This is a genomic window from Litchfieldia stipae, from assembly GCF_014837155.1.
In the GTDB taxonomy this organism is placed as follows: Bacteria; Bacillota; Bacilli; order Bacillales; family Bacillaceae_L; genus Litchfieldia.
In genome coordinates this window covers 35,106-50,450 of the sequence record NZ_JACYHA010000015.1, presented here as the reverse complement: position 1 = coordinate 50,450, position 15,345 = coordinate 35,106, and the positions used below count along the sequence as shown (strand labels likewise).

Sequence of the window (15,345 nt, the reverse complement as noted above, 5' to 3'; positions counted from 1 at the left end):
AATACTTTGTTAATTTAATTAATTAAGTTCTTGTGTTCATTATAATATCATTTCAAATAACTAGCAATTGTTTTATTAAAATAGATGAAAAATAACCTATCGACCCATTCTTTTATTAATTAAATTAATTAAGTTATGCTATAATAAAAAAATATAATCATGACAAAGGTGGAAATTAGGATGCAGCAAGGGCAAAGAGGAAGCTTTCAGTTAATGAAATCACTGAATCGCTCAATCATTTTAAATAAAATTAGGGTAGACGGCCCAATTTCAAGGGCAGATATAGCTAAGGAAACAACATTAAGCCCCCCTACAGTAAGTAATATTGTCAAAGAACTACTTACAACTGAATTGGTTGTGGAAATCAGCCAAGGAGAATCAAGTGGTGGTCGCAAACCTACACTTCTTTCTATTAACTCAAATGGTTTTTTCCTGATTGGTCTTGATATTGGCCCAAAGTATTTACGTTCCATTTCAACAGATTTATCAGGTGAAATCCTCACTTCCTTCATTGAACCCATTCCATTCCCTGTCACAAATGAAGGCTTGTTAGACGTAGTAAAGCAACAAATAAATATGATTCTTGACGTTCATCAATCTGATTCAAAGAAATTAATCGGGATCGGCATTGGAATGCACGGTGTCGTAAAAGTTGACACTGGTGAGTCGTTATATGCACCAAGTCTTCAGTTACGTCATATCCCTCTTAAGATGGAGCTTGAATCGGAATTTAATACAATTGTTTTTGTTGAAAATGATGCAAGAGTGATGGCACTTGGAGAAATGTGGTTTGGAAAGCGTACACAGTACAATCATTCCATTACGGTTAATATTGGGAGAGGAATTGGAGCAGGTGTTATCATCGGTGGACAGCTTTTCCACGGAGAACATTTTATTGCAGGTGAAATTGGACATATGACGATCGACATCGGGGGTGCACGTTGTAGCTGTGGTAATTATGGGTGTCTAGAAACAGTTGCAGCAGGACCAGCTATTGCTGAAAGGGTAAAACGAGAATTAGCGATGGGTACATCAAGTCTGATTACTGACATGGTAGGTAATGACTTAGATCAAATTGATGGACAACTAGTGTATGAAGCAGCAAAAAAGGGAGATACATTATGTCTGGAAATCCTAAAGCAAACTGGTCGTTATATCGGGATTGGATTAACAAACTTAATTCATATTATCAATCCTCAACAAATCGTTTTGGCTGGTGGTGTATCAAAGGCCGGACATCTTATATTGGATAGCATTATTGAAACGATTGAACAACGTGTGTTAACTCAAGCTGCCAAAAAGACTGAAATTCGATTATCCGAATTTGCCGATAATGCGACAGCTATTGGAGCGATTACACTCATCCTAGAACATCTCTTCTCACCTACATCAATGAAGTAACCCCTCAATAATCGAGGGGTTACTTATTGAATAGGTAGGATCGCCATTGTACATCTTGAAACACAAACTAAACGTTCCTGTTCATCGACAATTTTAATCTCCCATACCATCGTTTTTCTTCCTTTATGTAACGGCGTTGCAACAGCTTTAACAATGCCGTCTTTTTTTGACTTAATATGGTTTGCATTGATTTCAAGTCCAACACAATATTCCTTCTTTTGATCAAGAAGATGATACGTCCCGATACTTGCAATTGTTTCTGCTAATGCAACTGAAGCTCCACCATGTAATACTCCAAACGGCTGTCTTGTGCGATCATCAACTGGCATTGTCGCTATCGCTTTTTCCTCTGATAGCTCAACAATTTTGATTCCTAATGTTTCTATTAATGAATTGGTTAAATTAATTGGTAGGTCCACTTTCATTCTCCTTTTAATTAAGCGCTTTATTGTCGGTATACTTCACCCGTGCTTTTTAACTTCCCTCTGCCTTTAGATCTTATATACATCCAGACTGTTACATAAATGAAGAAAATTGTAAGTAGTACACTCACGATTACATGAATTCTTGTATCTAACAACAGATAGATTTGATCCCCTAGAATGCTCCCTAAAACAAAATAGCTGGTTGCCCAAACTAAAATGGTGATATATGAAATCAAGGCAAACTTATAGAACTTGAGTCCGCTGATTCCAAACAATAAAGGAACCATTGTACGAAGACCTGGAATAAAGTAACTTACCACTAAAGCAAAAATTCGATATTTCTTATTTAGACGTAACGCCCGATTGAGTGTTTTCTCTGTGGATTTTCTTTTTTTTAATGCTGCAAGAACACGTGTACCAGCTATCCTTCCAAATAGATAACTAGTTGTATTAGCTGCTACTAATCCTAAAAACGTACAAGCAAATAGATAATATGGATCAAGAATCTCCAAGGAGGATGCATAACCAACAGACATCGTAATCACTTCATTTGGAATAGGAATGCCAAGTACTCCAAGCCATAACCACAAAAACAGACCGAAATAACCATAATCTTCAATATGGGCAATGATGGTCTCAAGTTCCATTTTACCCCTTCTTTCTGATCTGAAAATAGAAGAAAAATTGAATTAATATTTCTTCTATTATACTACGAGCAGCGAACAAATTCATGTTTCCAGCTACCGAATTGTGGGAAAATATGAAGGTCTTTCATGAGGGATACCACCTTCTGGGGAAGGACAACATATAAGACCCCCATAGATTATGAAGGTCTAATATTGTTTCTCATATGTTCATTTATAATAGATCCTGATTTTCATTTAGATATTTATTTTCGCCTGTTGCAAAGTTAATATTACGTAAATCCATTTCTGGATCAAGTTGATTTACGTGTTCCTCTTGACTAACAGTCTCAACAAATGAACGTTCTATTTTTTCTTTGTCCATATAGATAAACCTCCTCCTACTTTTATTTATTCCACATTTTTTTACTTTCATGCTAAAAAAAAAGCCCTTGTTCAGGACTTTATTTTTCACAGCAATTATTTACATTTCACGAACCCAATGAGTGATTTTGCTTGTTAGAGATTTCGCTGTTTCAGCTGCTAACAAATTCGCAAGGGAATTTCCTACACGTTCTTTTATTGATTGTGTTTCTTCATCATATGGAATTATAGTTGACCATTCTACAACAGGTACAGCAACTAATGTATATTCTTCTTTTTTATTTTCGTAAAGATAAATGCTTTCTGTTGTATCATTAATTATTGCTTTTCGAATTTTCATTAGATCACCTTCAGTATTATTGTTTCTTGATTATATAACAATCTAGAATTTAGTTCTAGTTGAAGGAATCGTTATTCTGTACGTTCTTCTTCTCTCATATTCTTAACAAATAAATACTTCACAGTTGCAACCGTTCCAACCCCATATAATGCATATTTAATTCCTTCTAGCAAGACATCGTAATTGAATGTTTCATATTCTAACATCGCAAACGCAATTCCTAGGATGACTGCTGTTAACGGAATATATCTATTTGATATTCCGGTTGCTTGTCTAATTGCATAAAGCAAGACAGCTAACGCCACATAGGCAGTATACTCAATTCCAATTAGTTCTTCCACGCTCATCCCTCCCTCATACTAATGTATCGCTGATGAGCAGAGAAAATAACTTCGAAGAGAAATAACTTGTCTTTTTTATGTCAACTTTAAATAATTTTAAGTTGACATAAATACCGTACTTGTTTTATTCTTTTGTTAACTAGAAACTAACGGAGGTTTACATATATGTTGATGAATAAAAGACGTTATCAAACACTTGATTTAACACTTGCCGGGATGTTTGTTGCATTAATGGCTATTGGCGCAAATATTACTTCTTGGGCACCATTTTTACAGATTGCGGGTGTTCCTTTATCAATGCAGCCTTTTTTTGCGATTCTAGCAGGATTATTACTTGGGAGTCGACTAGGAGCCTTATCAATGACTGTTTATATGTTCATTGGATTAGCAGGAGCGCCAGTCTTTGCTGAATTCTCTGCTGGTCCTAGGGTCTTACTTGGAAGTACTGGAGGCTTTGTGCTCTCTTATATTCCAGCCGCGTTTGTCGTTGGAAAAATGATGGAATTTAACGTTAAACCGAATTTGCGGCATTTCGTCACAGCTTCATTTGTCGGGATCATTATCATTTATTTAGTAGGGACGAACTATATGTACCTCTCATTAAATCTATGGCTTCAAATTGATATGAGCTATGGAGCTACTTGGTTGGTGATGCTCTGGTTTGGGGTAAAGGATATGATTTTCACTTTATTTGGGGCTTTCATTGCACCAAGAATTTATCGTGCAACCAGGAGGGTTCAGCGTACAGATCATCGTTCCATCGCTTAGTGTATAAGTCGTAAAAGAGAGCCTCCAGATAGGAAGCTCTCTCATTATTTATTCTTTATTAGCTTGATATAATTCAACAAATGTAGCCAATGTACGTACCATGGCACCTGTTCCACCAGCTGGACCTAATTCATAGTCTGATGTTGTTGTTGCTGTACCTGCAATGTCTAAATGTACCCATGGTGTGTCCTCTGCAAATTCACCAATAAACGTCCCCGCAAAGATCGCATGGCCATCTCTACCTGGAGAGTTATTTAAATCGGCTACTCTACTTTTACGAACTCTTGCCTTATGTTTTTCAGTAATAGGTAATCTCCAAATCATTTCTCCTGCCTCATATGAAGCTTCCAATACTTGTTCAAATAACTCTTCGTTATTTGTCATTGCACCAGTAATATCATGTCCAAGCGCAACAATTACGCCACCTGTTAATGTTGCTACATCAACCAATACGCTTGCACCGTGATGCTTTGCGTAGGTAACTCCATCAGCTAATGCTAAACGCCCCTCAGCATCAGTATTCAAAATCTCAATCGTTTTTCCACTTAATGCAGTGATCACATCATCTGGCTTAAAAGCATCACCACTAATCATGTTATCAGTTGACGGAATAACCGCAACTACATTTTGCTCAGGTCGAAGCTTTCCAATAACCTCCATTGCCCCAAGAACAGCTGCAGCTCCACCCATATCAGCCTTCATGCCAACAATACCATCCTTAGGTTTAATTGAATAGCCACCTGTATCAAAGGTAATCCCTTTTCCAACTAGACCGATTACGTCTTCCCAAGTGTCTTTTCCTTGGTATTTAAGAACGATCATTTTGGGTGGTTCAACAGAGCCTTTATTTACAGCTAAGAGGGCACCCATTCCAAGCTTCTCCATCTCTTCCTTATCAAGAATCTCTGCCTCAAATTCATATTTCTTTGCTAACTCAATCGCATGATTGGCTAAATCAGTAGCTGTTAACATATTTCCTGGAAGATTCACTAAGGTTCTAGCTGTATTCGTTCCCTGTCCATAAGCACTTCCAACAACTAGACCTGCTTCTACTTCCTCTGAATCCTCTTGTGAATACACAGTTACTTTTGCAATTGCATGTTCAGGAATATTTGACTTTTGCTTGTAATCTGCAAATGAATATGTTGAAAGGGTTACTGCCTCTCCTAATGCATGTGAACAATCTAGTGCATCTAGATTTTCTGTAGTAAAGGTATCTAATAACACGGCAAAGCTTTCAATTTTAGCAGTATGAATGGATTTAACCGCTTTTCCTATAACTTCACGAATCCCTTCAAAGGTTAACTCATCTTCTTTACCTAAACCAACAAAAATTAAGCGTTTGATGTTCATTCGACCTAATGTATGTATTTTCGAAATTGATTTCTTCTTTGCTGACAGATCACCATCGACTAATAGTTTTGTAATTTCACCATCAAGAATCGTATCTAATTCACCTACAATTCCATCTAGCTTCTTACTACGTTCAAATAAACCAACAACAATTGCTTCTTCTTTTTGAGAAAAATCTAACTCATTTTCAACAATAAACAAAACATCCACCTCCAGGCGTAATGATTATATTATATAAGAACGACGAATTTATTTCGAGTTTCTAAGATCAGTCTATTAAATAAAGAATTAAATCTGGAAGTTGTGGCAAAATGTTAACTTTTTCGAACGGAACTTGGTCAATATCTTGTGGTATAATAGTAAGACATTGCTCGATGAAATCATTCACATATTCTAAATCAATCCCCCAGTAAATAGGGCGATATTTCTGAATATAGCTGTGACCTACATTCATCATTAATCTAGCACCTTTGACATTGCCATATCCATAATGATAGAGAGCAACTGTCATTTGTAACAAGCCCTTAAGGAAAAGATTGTCCTTATCTGTCAACCATATTTCCTCAAGTAAATCATGACAGGTATAGTAGTCTCCTTCATTGAATTTCACAAAAAATTCGTAATATTCCATTGGGTAATCAGTCATTTCCCCACCTCTTTTAACGAATAGTCGTTAGTATCTATTCTAGCTTATTATGTAAATAATATAAAAACACTTTAACTCATAAAAAAAGAAGAAGTTCATAACTGAAAGGACGAATTTTCATGGATTTACTCACAAACTTTCCATTGTGGGCAGCTCTTGCAGCCATTGGATTTGCACAATTTATTAAAGTACCTATTCAATTTATCGCTTTTAGGAAATTAGATTGGTCATTAATTACAAGTACTGGAGGCATGCCAAGTTCTCATTCTGCAGCCGTAACAGCACTATGTACTGGTATTGCGATTGAACAAGGGTTAGGCTCACCATTTTTTGCGATTTCAACTGTGTTTGCAATTATCGTCATGTTTGATGCGACAGGTGTAAGGCGTCATGCTGGAGAACAGGCAACTGTGTTAAATCGTCTTGTGCTTGATTTTAATAAGTTTATGGAAGAAGCTAAGATGTGGCCAAAGCTTGATGAGAAGGAAAAACAAAAGGAATTAAAGGAGTTACTCGGGCATCAGCCGATCGAAGTATTTTTCGGAGCAGTTACAGGGATTGCTCTTACCATCCTTCTGCACTTCTTATTTAGTCTTTAATATTGTTAATTATTGCTTGTCATTGAATGTTGAATAGAAGCCAAAATAAAACTGACCCAAAAACATTTGGTCAGTTTTATTTGAGGATCATTAGTTTTTTTAACTTTTCGACCCAATATATTGCTGCCTAAATACTTGCATAGATTCGTCATTGTTCAGATTTGATAAATCCTTTTCAGTTAGCTTACCTTGACCGCGCTTTACTACATATACTTCAAGGGTCTTCTTCCCCCATTCATTGTATACATCATCAACTGTTTCATAATATAAGTCCACTTTATTTCCTTTGATTGCTCCACCCTTATCGGCTACTACTCCAAATCCATAGCCAGGAATCCATAGGATTGTCCCGATTGGGAACACGTTCAAATCTGCTGCAACCGTTGAATATAAATCTCTTTTCACTTTTACACCAGAATACGTTATTCCATAACCCGGATGATCTGGTGATTTCCCAGTTGACTCTACTCCAGCAGTATAGCCCGTTGCCGTCACCGTGGCCTTTGGATACTTTGTCCAATCAAATACATCCTCAATCGTAAGATCATTTTGAACCTCTTCACTTGAAGAAATTTCTGTCTTAACAACGCTTGCTACATTTAAAACCTTTGTTGATAGTTTTGTTTGTTTTGCAGCATTGTCCTGTACACTTTGATATTTCTCATCTTCCTTATAATCATTAACCCAATCTGATAAATCCATTGCTTTAACATTTGAAATTGATTGAAACGTCGTAAAAATGGCCAAAACAAATAAAAATGTCATGATACTTCTTCTAAGTATAGTTATCATCATGATTCATTTTCCACTCCTCTCACGAATCTATTAATTTCCAATTCCATTGAAAATTATTCGTCCAGAGTAGGAAAAACTTTCTTTTAACACTTGAAAATCTCATAATTCCCTATATTTCAAGGCTTTTCAGGAGTATAAATTAAATAAAAAAAGACCTTCACTTATTAAAGTGAAAATCTAATTAACTAGTAAATCATGTAAAATATTAAAACATTTGATAACCTTTGGCTCTCAACAATCTAATGACTAGACCTGAAGCAATAGCTCCAAGTAATCCACTTATTAAAATAATGACATCCGCTACAGCAAGAGAAATAATCTTTTCTCCTAATAATGCGAATGAAGAAGACGGAGCTCTAAAATAGTCGATAAATTTCACATCTTGGATAATAAAGATTGAAACCACAGGATAGATGATGGCCATAATCCATGTCATTCGTAAGAGCATATTTAGAAGGAATCCGATTCCAAAAAATAAAACAAAAAATAAAACAACAGAAATTAATAAAACGGGTAAACTCATTGGCATGACTCTTCACCTCCAGTACACACATTCATAGTGTACTAAAGGGATGTTCAAAGAGTCAATTTTATTTCTAATTAAAATTTATTTATGCTTTCCAGTTCCCTCACATGATGAACAAGTTTCAGATCCGCCGAGAATCAATTGGAAATAGCCTTTTCCATTACAATATGGACATTCGTTTTTGATTGTTTGCTGATTATTCATTGATATCTCCCCTTTAGTTCTAATATTCAGATAATTATAACAGCTTTTTTTGTATATGGAAAGAGGAATAATTTAGGGTTTATTTTTCTAAATGATAAGTGCGTAGCTATCTTATAGAACGATATTGTGTTATTGTTGACAACATCTGCTTGGTTTATAAGTATTAAAATAAGCAAAAACATATATAAACGATCAATTATCGTATTTAATAAATGGAGTGATTTGTATGGCAAAAAGCAAAGGCGGAACAGGTAGAGGAACGGGAAAGAAAGGCTGGACGCGTTGGAAAGCAAGTGAGAATAAAGCAAAAAGCTTCAAGCCGTATGTAAGTAAGCGTACCTCTGAAGCGACAAAAGCAAAAAAGGACTAAAATAAAGAAGGCGATCCTAGTTGTAACAAGCACATTAGGATCGCCTTTTTATTTATACTGATTATAATACGTTAAATTTACCTTTTTTAAGGACTAGAGATGGTCCTCCAACCATAAATAGTGCACGATTGTCGACCATTTTCTTCATAAATGATGCAGTTGATCCAGTTACTTTCTTACCGAATACAACTCCAATTGCATCATGTTCACCAAGAGAACAAACTGTTCCTTTAAGATCTGGTACGAAGTTTTCTAATTCGCCTTTTCCTCTTACTAATGCTGTAAGGTTCTTAGCAACTGAAATACCCTGCTGCATCGCAATTTGTGCTGTTGGTGGGTATGGACGGTCGATTTCTTCATTGATTACAAGTGAGCTATCACCAATAATGAATACATCTTCATGTCCAGGTGCTCTTAAATTTGAGTCAACCTTAACACGTCCACGCATTGCTTCAAATCCAGCTGCTTCTACTAAGCTACTTCCGCGTACACCCGCTGCCCAAACAACAGTTGCTGCTTTGATTTCTTCCACATTGTCATCTTTCCCAACAATAATGCCTGTTTCTGTTGCTTCTTTGATTGCAGTACCGATTTTGAATTCGATTCCTTTGCTTGTTAAATGATTTACTGCATATTCAACAAGTTCTGGATCAAATCCTGGTAATACTGTTGGCGCAGCTTCAACACAAATAACACGTACATCATTATGGTCTACATCGTACTCTTTACATAATTCAGGAACGCGATTAGCTAATTCACCTAAGAATTCAATTCCAGTAAATCCAGCCCCACCTACAACAATTGTTAAGCGTTCTTTACGCTTTTCTTCTTCTGTTGCATATGTTGCAAATTGATAATCAATATGTTCACGAATTTGGCGTGCTGAATTAATATTGGAAATTGAGAATGCATATTCTTTAAGTCCCTTAATTCCGAAAGTTTCACTCTCTGCACCTAGTGCGAACACTAAGTAATCATAGTGATATTCACCTTCATCAAGAGTAACAACCTTTTTGTCCTTATCAATTCCAGTAACAGTACCTTTTACAAAATTCACTTTGTTACGGTCAATAACAGATTCAACTTTATAACGAGCACGATCATGGTGTAATGTTCCAGCAGAAGCTTCATGTAACCATGTTGTTTCATAATGGTAATCATTTTTGTTAATTAACGTAATCTCTGCTTCATTGACTCCCAATGATTTCTGTAATCTTGTAACAGTCATAAGACCGCCGTAACCTGCACCTAAAATAACTATTTTTGGTTTATTCAACTGAATCACATCCACTTTTATAATTTTTAATATGAGTGTCAGATACTTATAGCATCTACCTCTTTTTATCTTTTTATTTGCACAAAAAGATTGTGATATCCTTCACGAAGAATCACACGAATAGACGTAGAAATATGTCATAAAATATAAACACAATGTCTATATTACATATTATTATTTTTATGTACTCTTTTCAAGCCAATTTGTGAAATTGTTATCAATTTACTAAAAAAATCAAGTGTATCGCTAAATTGTCATAATAATTTAACTAGTGTGGACATTAATTATTCACATTTCAATAAAATCTGATAAGATGCTTTAGTCTAAAAGAGATAAATTATAATAATTATGATATTATATAAACTATATGAAAAATAGTAATCGTCCCTTATTTATAGGGATTGTCATTATTCAACAGGGGGGTATTTAGATGAAAGAAGATCAAAAGGTTTACGATATAACAGTAATTGGTGGAGGCCCTGCTGGACTGTTCACAGCATTCTATGGCGGTATGAGACAAGCAAGTGTCAAAATTATTGAGAGTCTCCCTCAACTTGGTGGTCAATTATCTGCACTTTATCCAGAAAAATATATATATGATGTGGCAGGTTTTCCAAAAATCCGTGCACAGGAATTAATCGATAATTTGAAGGAACAAATGTCAAAATTCGATCCAACTATTTGTCTTGAGCAATCAGTTGATACGGTTGAGAAACAAGAAGATGGTGTATTCCAATTAACAACAAATAGCGAAATCCATTATACAAAGTCAGTCATCATTACAGCTGGAAACGGTGCGTTCCAACCTCGTAAGCTTGAGTTAGAGTCAGCTGCACAATATGAAGGAAAGAATCTTCATTATTTTATTGATGACCTTAACAAATTTGCTGGTCAAAAAGTATTAGTATGTGGTGGTGGAGATTCAGCTGTTGACTGGGCTATGATGCTTGAGCCAATCGCAGAGAAAGTCTATTTAACACATCGTCGTGATAAGTTCCGTGCACATGAGCACAGTGTTGAGAATTTAATGAATTCAAAGGTTGAGGTTCTTACTCCTTATATACCAGTTGAATTAGTCGGTGAAGACAAGATTGAGCAAGTCATCTTAGATGAAGTAAAAGGGGATAATAAAGTAACTGTTGACGTTGATGCAGTTATCGTTAACTTCGGGTTCGTTTCTTCACTTGGACCAATCAAGGAATGGGGTCTCGAAATTCAAAAGAACTCAATTCTAGTAAATTCAAAAATGGAAACAAATATCCCAGGAATTTATGCTGCTGGCGATATTTCAACTTATGAAGGCAAGGTTAAGCTGATTGCTTCTGGTTTTGGTGAAGCACCAACTGCCGTAAATAACGCGAAATCATACATCGATCCAAAAGCAAAAATCCAACCACTTCATAGTTCAAGTATGTTTTAAAAAAAAATGCTGTCCTCCGTGTGATTAACACGTTGGACAGCATTTTTTAATGTTAACATTCTTCTGGTGTACCTGTATTAGTTGCTGTACGGAACGAAGAACCACAGCCACATGAAGCAATCGCGTTCGGATTATCAATCGTGAAGCCGCCACCCATCATGGATTGCTTGAAATCAATTACAACACCTTTTAGGACTGGTGCGTCTTCTTTTTTTACAAGCACATTTAAGCCATGCTGTTCTAATTTATAATCGTCTTCACTGATTTCTTCTTCAAAACCCATACCGTAAGAGAGGCCACTGCATCCTCCACCCTTTACAGCAACACGAAGATAAGAAGATTCCTCTCCATTTTCCTTCATCATATCTTTAATTTGAAAGCTTGCTGCTTCTGTAATTGTAAGGATATTTTCCATATTGTCTCCCTCCTTATTTAATAAAGGCTGATTCATATATATTGTTGCTTGTAATGCCGCAGCCCGAATACACTCCGCGTCCTGTGGGTGACCAGTGAGCCTCCTCGTCGCTATGCTCCTGCGGGGTCTCACTTTGGCCACGCATCCCACGGGAGTCTACGTGTATTCAGTCTGCTAAAAACTTCAATTTCAATTAATTAAGTTTAAAACAACAAACTTTGAGAAAACAGCCTTAATAAAACAATATTTATACTCCTTAGTATAGTATCTTACAGACCTACACTCAACTATCTAGCCTCTATAATGAATAGTAATATATCCCTTCACAAATCGTAGCGGCTGGACCTGTCATTAATACTTCATTGTCATCGTTCCAAGTAATAAATAGATCTCCCCCAGCTAAATGTACGGTTGTTTCTACATTCCTTTTCGTCTTTCCGTTTAATACAGAAGCAACTACTGCTGCACATGCACCTGTTCCACAGGCTTGAGTTATTCCTGACCCACGTTCCCAAACGCGGAAGTGAAGTTCATTTTCACTAACCACCTCGACAAATTCAACGTTTACACTCTCTGGGAAACGTTTGTCTTTTTCAATCACTGGTCCTAATGTTGTTAATGGGGCATCATTGATCTCGTCTACATAAAAAATGGCATGTGGATTTCCCATTGAAACGGCGGTCACTGACATGTCGACATCTCCAAACGTCATGCTTTCGTTAACAACCTGAACAATGTCTTCACCGACCATCGGAATACTTGCACGATTTAACCGAGGTTTTCCCATGTTAATGGTGACAGTACTAACTTTGCCATCTTCTACAATGACTTCTGCTGATACTAATCCTGACAGAGTTTCAATTTGAAACTTTTGTTCTGTTACTAGTTTATTCTCGTACGCATATTTAGCAACACATCTTAGCCCATTTCCACAATTTTTCCCTTCAGATCCATCATTGTTGAAAATACGCATCTTCACAGGAGCAACATCCGATGGGCAAATCAATATCATCCCATCTGAGCCGATCCCAGTATTGATATTTGAAACACTCTTCGCAATTGCTGAAAGTTCCTCTTCTTTTAATTCTTCTTTAAACAGATCGACATATATATAATTATTACCTAAACCATGCATCTTAGTGAAATGAAAGCTTCCCATGTTATCCTCCAAAAATTGTTGTTTTCAAAAGGTAGTTTTCGTATTAAGTGTTTCTTTAAAAAGCCGCAGTCTGAATACACTCGGCGTCCTGCGGGGTGAGCGGTGAGCCTCCGTGTATTCAGCCTACTAAAAATTTAAAACAGCCTTTTTTTAAGTATAAAGTGAAACATATATGTTAACAATTAGAATTATCCCCTATTTAATATTATATAAAAAAAGCTGCCATACGTAGGCAGCTTTTTTCATGTATAATCACCTATTAAAACATAGGATTTTCTTCTAAAAATTGATAAATATGCTCCACTAGCTCATCGGGTGTTGAACCTGTTACGACTTCACCGTTTACAAGTGCAAACATCGTGCGTGCACATTTTCCACAATAGCTCAGACAACCATATTCAACGATATCTAGATTAGGGTCTTTCTCAAGCTTCTCTAAAGCCTTTTGCGCTCCACTTGCTAAATTGCTAATGCAAAATTCAATAATCGGTTGCACTATGATCACCTCTACTGCCACATATCCTACCTTGTTTCCCCCATTTCGTCAATAAAAACTGTATCGACCAGGTCTTCATCCAAGAAAATTGTTGTTATTTTGTCATAAATTAGCTATACTTTTAGTGTCATTTTGAAAAGGTTTTCTGTTAAATAAGCAACATATTTACCCGCAAATACCGTATTCTTTCACTTAATTGATTAATTAGAATAACATTTTTATATAAAAGCACTCATCATATAGCAAAAAGAGGATGAAATCGAAACCATACGTATGCAAAGGGGAAATTCATATGAAAAATCTAGTCATTCTTGGTGGCGGCTATGGAGGAATGCGTCTTTTACAACGCCTCTTGCCTAATCAATTACCTGAAGATATAGAAATAACGTTAATTGATCGCGTTCCATATCATTGCTTAAAAACAGAGTATTATGCTCTTGCTGCTGGTACAATCGCAGATCAGCATATTCGTGTCCCATTTCCAGAACACCCTCGTTTAACAATTAAATATGGAGATGTCACTAGCATCGATATTGAAAACAACCTTGTACACCTGAACAATCAAGATCCAATCACCTATGACGATTTAGTTATTGGACTTGGATGTGAAGATAAATATCATAATGTACCTGGCGCAAAAGAAAATACGTATAGTATTCAATCTATCAATAATTCCCGTCTTACCTATCAAAAATTAAATAATCTAGCTCCTGGAGCACAAGTAGCCATCGTTGGTGCAGGACTAAGTGGTGTTGAGCTAGCAAGTGAACTGAATGAAAGTCGACCTGACCTTAATATTTCGTTATTTGATCGTGGACAGCATATTCTTTCGATGTTCCCTGAAAGATTAAGCAATTATGTTGAAAATTGGTTTACTGAAAGACATATTACCATTATTAATGGAGCAAATATTACGAAGGTAGAACCTAATGTTCTCTACAACCATGATACACCTATGGATTTTGACATCATTGTGTGGACTGCAGGAATTCAACCAAATCAAGTGGTTCAACAGCTGGATGTTGAAAAGGATGCTCAAGGGAGAGTCGTTTTGACCATCCAACATAATCTACCTACAAACGAGCATGTGTATGTCGTTGGTGACTGCGCAAGTCTACCGTATGCACCAAGTGCCCAATTAGCAGAGGGGCAAGCAGAACAAATCGTCCAAGTGCTCCTTAAGCGCTGGAATAACGAAGAACCACCTTCTGAATTCCCACCAATTAAGCTAAAAGGAATTCTTGGATCACTGGGGAAAAAACACGGCTTTGGATTAGTCGCTGATCGACCTATTATTGGGCGAGTTCCGCGTTTATTAAAGTCTGGTGTCCTTTGGATGTATAAATATCATAATGGATGATTATCAAAAAAGCTGCTCAAAATGGGCAGCTTTTTCATTAATTTTCTTCACGGTAACCGTACTTCTCCATCTCAGAATAAATGGTCTTCAACTTTGGGTTCCCTTCCCCAACAATTTCATCCTCAATCACGACCACTGGATAAAACATATCTTCCTCAATGACACGTTCAGCGAATTGCTTTTTTTGTTCATCATCAGCTGGAGGATTATAAATATCAACATAGCTAATTAAAAATGGTTGATTAGGAAATTTTCTACTCACTGCTGCCTCTAACCATTCATACGTTTCCTTTGATGATGGTAAATTTACACAGCTTGGACATAACACCTCTGCTCCATAAACGACTAATTCAATACTTTTCGTTCCCATTTGATTATTCGCTCCTTTTTCCAAGCTTTTTATTCCTCTATTGTACAAAATTTATGATAAAATAGACACTACAT

At 36.3% G+C, this 15,345-nt stretch carries 20 protein-coding genes and 1 pseudogene; 6 read left to right on the top strand and 15 right to left on the bottom strand.

All coding sequences use genetic code 11. The annotated features are described in order from the left end of the window. Nucleotides 1-180 precede the first annotated feature (180 nt). Nucleotides 181-1,401, top strand: coding sequence for an ROK family transcriptional regulator (locus F7888_RS16265; protein WP_191781222.1), 1,221 nt, complete (start codon nucleotides 181-183; stop codon nucleotides 1,399-1,401). 23 nt (nucleotides 1,402-1,424) lie between these two features. On the opposite strand, the gene F7888_RS16260 is transcribed toward F7888_RS16265, so the two are convergent. From F7888_RS16260 to F7888_RS16240, 5 genes are all read right to left on the bottom strand, one after another. Continuing rightward, nucleotides 1,425-1,808 (bottom strand): hotdog fold thioesterase, encoded by a 384-nt coding sequence (locus tag F7888_RS16260; RefSeq protein WP_191781344.1) that lies wholly within the window; start codon nucleotides 1,806-1,808, stop codon nucleotides 1,425-1,427. Between the two features lie 38 nt (nucleotides 1,809-1,846). Next, nucleotides 1,847-2,473, bottom strand: coding sequence for a DedA family protein (locus F7888_RS16255; RefSeq protein ID WP_191781220.1), 627 nt, complete (start codon nucleotides 2,471-2,473; stop codon nucleotides 1,847-1,849). 211 nt (nucleotides 2,474-2,684) lie between these two features. After that, nucleotides 2,685-2,834, bottom strand: a complete 150-nt coding sequence (locus F7888_RS16250) for a hypothetical protein (RefSeq protein ID WP_191781218.1) — start codon at nucleotides 2,832-2,834, stop codon at nucleotides 2,685-2,687. 99 nt (nucleotides 2,835-2,933) lie between these two features. Then, nucleotides 2,934-3,173: a YueH family protein gene (locus F7888_RS16245; RefSeq protein WP_191781216.1), complete on the bottom strand. Its 240-nt coding sequence runs from the start codon at nucleotides 3,171-3,173 to the stop codon at nucleotides 2,934-2,936. Nucleotides 3,174-3,244: 71 nt separating this feature from the next. Beyond that, complete coding sequence (locus F7888_RS16240) at nucleotides 3,245-3,514, bottom strand: phage holin family protein (protein WP_318246310.1); 270 nt, start codon at nucleotides 3,512-3,514, stop codon at nucleotides 3,245-3,247. A gap of 171 nt (nucleotides 3,515-3,685) precedes the next feature. On the opposite strand from F7888_RS16240, the pseudogene F7888_RS16235 reads away from it, so the two are divergent. Further along, a pseudogene (locus F7888_RS16235) lies at nucleotides 3,686-4,296 on the top strand (biotin transporter BioY). A gap of 34 nt (nucleotides 4,297-4,330) precedes the next feature. Here the strand turns inward: F7888_RS16235 and F7888_RS16230 are convergent. Then, on the bottom strand, nucleotides 4,331-5,836 hold the full coding sequence (locus F7888_RS16230) for a leucyl aminopeptidase (RefSeq protein WP_191781212.1): 1,506 nt from the start codon (nucleotides 5,834-5,836) through the stop codon (nucleotides 4,331-4,333). A gap of 67 nt (nucleotides 5,837-5,903) precedes the next feature. Then, nucleotides 5,904-6,281, bottom strand: a complete 378-nt coding sequence (locus tag F7888_RS16225; protein WP_191781210.1) for a DUF309 domain-containing protein — start codon at nucleotides 6,279-6,281, stop codon at nucleotides 5,904-5,906. Between the two features lie 119 nt (nucleotides 6,282-6,400). Between F7888_RS16225 and F7888_RS16220 the strand changes: the two genes are divergently transcribed. After that, a complete protein-coding gene (locus F7888_RS16220; protein ID WP_191781208.1) occupies nucleotides 6,401-6,880 on the top strand; it encodes a divergent PAP2 family protein in 480 nt (159 codons plus the stop codon). A gap of 99 nt (nucleotides 6,881-6,979) precedes the next feature. Here the strand turns inward: F7888_RS16220 and F7888_RS16215 are convergent, their stop codons facing one another. The 3 genes from F7888_RS16215 to F7888_RS16205 form a co-directional block, all read right to left on the bottom strand. Then, entirely contained in the window at nucleotides 6,980-7,675 is a 696-nt protein-coding gene (locus tag F7888_RS16215) for a 3D domain-containing protein (RefSeq protein WP_191781206.1), read from the bottom strand. Nucleotides 7,676-7,880: 205 nt separating this feature from the next. Then, entirely contained in the window at nucleotides 7,881-8,204 is a 324-nt protein-coding gene (locus F7888_RS16210) for a YuiB family protein (protein ID WP_191781204.1), read from the bottom strand. Between the two features lie 78 nt (nucleotides 8,205-8,282). Next, nucleotides 8,283-8,405, bottom strand: a complete 123-nt coding sequence (locus tag F7888_RS16205) for a YuiA family protein (RefSeq protein ID WP_191781202.1) — start codon at nucleotides 8,403-8,405, stop codon at nucleotides 8,283-8,285. Nucleotides 8,406-8,625: 220 nt separating this feature from the next. Between F7888_RS16205 and F7888_RS16200 the strand changes: the two genes are divergently transcribed. Then, entirely contained in the window at nucleotides 8,626-8,775 is a 150-nt protein-coding gene (locus F7888_RS16200) for a DUF3934 family protein (RefSeq protein ID WP_191781340.1), read from the top strand. A gap of 61 nt (nucleotides 8,776-8,836) precedes the next feature. Here the strand turns inward: F7888_RS16200 and F7888_RS16195 are convergent, their stop codons facing one another. Further along, the gene (locus tag F7888_RS16195) at nucleotides 8,837-10,051 is read right to left on the bottom strand and encodes an NAD(P)/FAD-dependent oxidoreductase (RefSeq protein WP_225228845.1); all 1,215 of its coding nucleotides are present in this window, start codon (nucleotides 10,049-10,051) and stop codon (nucleotides 8,837-8,839) included. Between the two features lie 430 nt (nucleotides 10,052-10,481). Here F7888_RS16195 and F7888_RS16190 point away from each other — a divergent pair, with 430 nt between their 5' ends. Next, entirely contained in the window at nucleotides 10,482-11,471 is a 990-nt protein-coding gene (locus tag F7888_RS16190) for an NAD(P)/FAD-dependent oxidoreductase (RefSeq protein WP_191781197.1), read from the top strand. 52 nt (nucleotides 11,472-11,523) lie between these two features. Here F7888_RS16190 and F7888_RS16185 read toward each other — a convergent pair whose 3' ends face one another. The 3 genes from F7888_RS16185 to F7888_RS16175 form a co-directional block, all read right to left on the bottom strand. Further along, nucleotides 11,524-11,886, bottom strand: coding sequence for a HesB/IscA family protein (locus tag F7888_RS16185; RefSeq protein ID WP_191781195.1), 363 nt, complete (start codon nucleotides 11,884-11,886; stop codon nucleotides 11,524-11,526). A gap of 298 nt (nucleotides 11,887-12,184) precedes the next feature. Further along, nucleotides 12,185-13,045 (bottom strand): diaminopimelate epimerase, encoded by an 861-nt coding sequence (dapF, locus tag F7888_RS16180; protein ID WP_191781193.1) that lies wholly within the window; start codon nucleotides 13,043-13,045, stop codon nucleotides 12,185-12,187. A 259-nt stretch (nucleotides 13,046-13,304) separates the two neighbouring features. Next, on the bottom strand, nucleotides 13,305-13,544 hold the full coding sequence (locus F7888_RS16175; RefSeq protein ID WP_191781338.1) for a YuzB family protein: 240 nt from the start codon (nucleotides 13,542-13,544) through the stop codon (nucleotides 13,305-13,307). 289 nt (nucleotides 13,545-13,833) lie between these two features. Between F7888_RS16175 and F7888_RS16170 the strand changes: the two genes are divergently transcribed. Beyond that, nucleotides 13,834-14,901 (top strand): NAD(P)/FAD-dependent oxidoreductase, encoded by a 1,068-nt coding sequence (locus tag F7888_RS16170; protein WP_191781191.1) that lies wholly within the window; start codon nucleotides 13,834-13,836, stop codon nucleotides 14,899-14,901. A 37-nt stretch (nucleotides 14,902-14,938) separates the two neighbouring features. On the opposite strand, the gene F7888_RS16165 is transcribed toward F7888_RS16170, so the two are convergent. Further along, nucleotides 14,939-15,271, bottom strand: coding sequence for a YuzD family protein (locus F7888_RS16165; protein ID WP_191781336.1), 333 nt, complete (start codon nucleotides 15,269-15,271; stop codon nucleotides 14,939-14,941). Nucleotides 15,272-15,345 lie beyond the last annotated feature (74 nt).

Coding starts and splice junctions, on each gene's coding strand:
- dapF (WP_191781193.1), bottom strand. CDS start 13,045: ATGGGAAGCTTTCATTTCACTAAGATGCATGGTTTAGGTAATAATTAT.
- F7888_RS16245 (WP_191781216.1), bottom strand. CDS start 3,173: ATGAAAATTCGAAAAGCAATAATTAATGATACAACAGAAAGCATTTAT.
- F7888_RS16225 (WP_191781210.1), bottom strand. CDS start 6,281: ATGACTGATTACCCAATGGAATATTACGAATTTTTTGTGAAATTCAAT.
- F7888_RS16185 (WP_191781195.1), bottom strand. CDS start 11,886: ATGGAAAATATCCTTACAATTACAGAAGCAGCAAGCTTTCAAATTAAA.
- F7888_RS16215 (WP_191781206.1), bottom strand. CDS start 7,675: ATGATGATAACTATACTTAGAAGAAGTATCATGACATTTTTATTTGTT.
- F7888_RS16265 (WP_191781222.1), top strand. CDS start 181: ATGCAGCAAGGGCAAAGAGGAAGCTTTCAGTTAATGAAATCACTGAAT.
- F7888_RS16255 (WP_191781220.1), bottom strand. CDS start 2,473: ATGGAACTTGAGACCATCATTGCCCATATTGAAGATTATGGTTATTTC.
- F7888_RS16205 (WP_191781202.1), bottom strand. CDS start 8,405: ATGAATAATCAGCAAACAATCAAAAACGAATGTCCATATTGTAATGGA.
- F7888_RS16170 (WP_191781191.1), top strand. CDS start 13,834: ATGAAAAATCTAGTCATTCTTGGTGGCGGCTATGGAGGAATGCGTCTT.
- F7888_RS16210 (WP_191781204.1), bottom strand. CDS start 8,204: ATGCCAATGAGTTTACCCGTTTTATTAATTTCTGTTGTTTTATTTTTT.
- F7888_RS16190 (WP_191781197.1), top strand. CDS start 10,482: ATGAAAGAAGATCAAAAGGTTTACGATATAACAGTAATTGGTGGAGGC.
- F7888_RS16250 (WP_191781218.1), bottom strand. CDS start 2,834: ATGGACAAAGAAAAAATAGAACGTTCATTTGTTGAGACTGTTAGTCAA.
- F7888_RS16165 (WP_191781336.1), bottom strand. CDS start 15,271: ATGGGAACGAAAAGTATTGAATTAGTCGTTTATGGAGCAGAGGTGTTA.
- F7888_RS16220 (WP_191781208.1), top strand. CDS start 6,401: ATGGATTTACTCACAAACTTTCCATTGTGGGCAGCTCTTGCAGCCATT.